The 3,008-nt window shown below is 57.7% G+C and carries 3 protein-coding genes; all 3 read right to left on the bottom strand.

The features are described 5' to 3' along the window. Positions 1-320 precede the first annotated feature (320 nt). Complete coding sequence (locus tag AC1D34_RS35980; RefSeq protein ID WP_476776460.1) at positions 321-551, bottom strand: hypothetical protein; 231 nt, start codon at positions 549-551, stop codon at positions 321-323. Between the two features lie 135 nt (positions 552-686). Beyond that, a complete protein-coding gene (locus tag AC1D34_RS35985; protein ID WP_305693457.1) occupies positions 687-896 on the bottom strand; it encodes a cold-shock protein in 210 nt (69 codons plus the stop codon). Between the two features lie 719 nt (positions 897-1,615). Continuing rightward, positions 1,616-2,527: a universal stress protein gene (locus AC1D34_RS35990; protein WP_441493352.1), complete on the bottom strand. Its 912-nt coding sequence runs from the start codon at positions 2,525-2,527 to the stop codon at positions 1,616-1,618. Positions 2,528-3,008 lie beyond the last annotated feature (481 nt).

Here is a 3,008-nt window from a genome sequence, read left to right on the forward strand (position 1 = left end):
ATGAAGCGGCTCAGCGCCGACTTCGCAGAGAAGCCAGACCCCTGGCGGGAACTCATTATCGCGCAGCGTGGCGCAGAGGCTTGTCGGATAATCACCCAAAGCGATCGACGGCGGGCTCTATGACCCCGCCGTGGGCGCTTTTGCTTGACCCCTACCGCCCCAAAAGAGAAGGCCCGCCACCCCTTTCGGAGCGGCGGGCCATTTTCAACAGGGTAGCGTCAAACCGAGAGGCAGGAGCCACTCGAAGGCCGACACCGGTCATCCGCTCGATTTCGGGGGAAGCGGCAGGCCCGGCCCGCCGTCGCGCCGGCGCCTGGCGCTCAGGCGGCGATGGCTTTTTTCCGCTTCTTTACCGTTGGCGCAGCCAATGCCGCGGCTCGATCATTGGCTTCCTTCTCCAGGCGCTGTTGCTTCAGTTTAGCCGTGTTCGCATCACGGTGCCGGGCGAGGGTATCGGACTCCAACATGATCCGATTGCGCGCGAGCAATTGGGTCTGGGTCTTCAGAAAATTATTGTCGGCATCGACGCGCTGCTTTGAATGTTCAGCCATGTCCATCTCCTGTGCGGTATTCCGCTGTCGCCGGCAGTAACGAAAAAAGGCCAAGCAGAAGCTTGGCCTTCCCTCGAATGACTGTTTGTCGACGATGCCAGTACATCCGTGGTCATCGTCGAAGAAACAGTCAGATCATGCGGCTTGGAGCTGCTCGGCCGCCATCTTGCCGGACCTGTTGTCGCGGGCGACTTCGAAGCCGAGCTTCTGGCCTTCCTGCAAATCGCGCATTCCAGCGCGCTCGACGGCGGAGATGTGAACGAACACATCCTGGCTGCCGTCGTCAGGCTGAATGAAGCCAAAACCCTTGGTGGAATTGAACCATTTCACTGTGCCGGTGGTCATGAGAAACCCTCCTTTTGGCAAGACCTGTCGTTCGCCGAACGAATGTTCGGCGAGTTCAGAACGATTTCGAAAGGGGGAGTTCATCAGAGCCGCGCCGAAGCGCGAAAATAACAAGGACCGTCCAAGCAAATATCGACAAAAACCAATCTACACGTCGACACAGCCAATGTCAATGTTCGATTTAAGGCATCGAATAATACATGCAGTGCAAGGCAAAAGACTTACAAAATCAGGGAATATCTTTCGCTTTCGTCCTTTTTGAACTGCTAGGCCTACAGAGCGCAAAATTCGAAGGACCACACACAACCAGTAGGAGACGCGCCCCAAGGCACGAATGTCCGGTTCTGGGCAGACAGCCAACTTCGGCTCTCCACCCGCCCGCGACTCTCGGAACGTCTGCTAATGGGCAACGTCCGGGCGGTCCCTGGAGCCGGCGAGGTCAGTGCTGGGAGTTGCCCATCGATGCCATCCACTCGTTACAAAATTTTTGGAATCACCGAGAAGCACGAAACCTTCCCGATTCAGATGCTTAGTAGGCCTCAGGTGGCCTTCGCTACCTGATGCCGGGAATTCCTGCCTGATGCGTTCGGCGTGGGCGGCCGGACAGAGGGAACCCAAGAGGCATCTCCGCGCTCGCTCCTGCGCCGACCGTGCGTCTGCATTCCCCACTCAGCCGCCCAGACGCGAAGGGGTGCGACGTCTGAAAACGAGTCGCTAACCTACGCTGATGCGACCGCAACTTCGTCAGTCTGGTCAGCCGGGATAATGAGAATGTCACGTTCTGCGTCGCGAAGTACTTGCTCGGCCACGCTGCCTATCAAGGCACGCTTTACTCCGCTCTTCTTGCTGGTCCCGAGGACGATAAGATCGCTGCGTTCATCCTGGGCGCTAACCAGGATAGTTTGCGCAGGGCTGCCTTCACGCAGAACGACGCCGCTGGGCGTAGGTGGAATTCCAAGCTCGTTTGTATACGCCTCAAGTCGCTCCGCTGCTTCGACCCGTTCTTTATCCAGGTACGCATTGATCGCTACCGGATCTAGAACAGATCGCTTCATCAGCCCGAGGGCCGGAGCATCAAACGCATGAACGATCTTCACGGCGGACTTGCTGAAGATTCCCATGCGCAAGGCACCCTGGGCTGCCGCCTTCGACGCATCGTCAAAATCGAGCGCGAGGAGAGTTCGTTCATATACAGTTGAAGGGGGCTGGATCGCGACCAAGACTGGAATGCGGCTCCGTCGAATGACACGCTCGACGGTGGTCCCAGTGAAAACGTCCCGGAAGCGGCGGCGATGAGGTCCTAGGACGATCAGGTCGGCGCCGAATTCATCGGCGGCGGACAATATTCCGTTGAACGAGTCATCTACCACGATCTCGAATTTGGCTGACACCCCATCGGCTTCGCAGGTTGATCGAACAGTATCTTCGAGCACGGATATGGCGGCCGATCGCTCCGCTTCGATCATGCGATGAGGCAAATCGCCATCCACGACATGGACAAGCGAAAGTGAAGAACCCAAACGTTTTGCTATGAGCGTGGCCCGTCGTAGCGCCCTGTCCGATCTCGTCGAAAGATCGGTTGCAACGAGGATGCGTTTTAGGGGGCCATCGTTTTTCGCAGTTAGCGTCATGGCTATCTCCAGCCTCCAAATGCAGAGCGAGAATTCGTCAAACAGCGTCGCGCTAACCTAATATGCCTGAGCGGCACAGGATTGCTCAGGCTTCACCATTCTCTTTGGGCAATCGTTCCGCAAGTGAGCGCAGTCCGTTAGCGCCTCAGCGCCAACAATCTAGAGATCGCCGCGGCGGTCGCGCAGGCCATCGGGCCGAAATTACATGCATCGTCGAAGGTCCCTCAGGAGCTACCGAGACCGCMCCAAKGCTGTCCGTCCTGGGCAACCCCTCAATGTCGGAAGTTGTTGCKGAAGAGACGTGAGACAGGCGCGCGGCCAACTTCGGCTTTCCACCGAGGCTGTGTGAAAAGAGCCGAGTCGGCTAGGATTCCTGGAGGTGATGCTCCGGGAGCTTAGATGAAGCGCTTCGTTGAGAGTGAAGACCGTCGGCAGGGTGTCCTGCTTCCCGAGTATCTTGACGACTACGTGTCGGAGAACA

The organism is Allobosea sp. P1_A7 (assembly GCF_056406775.1).

Coding starts and splice junctions, on each gene's coding strand:
- AC1D34_RS35980 (WP_476776460.1), bottom strand. CDS start 551: ATGGCTGAACATTCAAAGCAGCGCGTCGATGCCGACAATAATTTTCTG.
- AC1D34_RS35985 (WP_305693457.1), bottom strand. CDS start 896: ATGACCACCGGCACAGTGAAATGGTTCAATTCCACCAAGGGTTTTGGC.
- AC1D34_RS35990 (WP_441493352.1), bottom strand. CDS start 2,527: ATGACGCTAACTGCGAAAAACGATGGCCCCCTAAAACGCATCCTCGTT.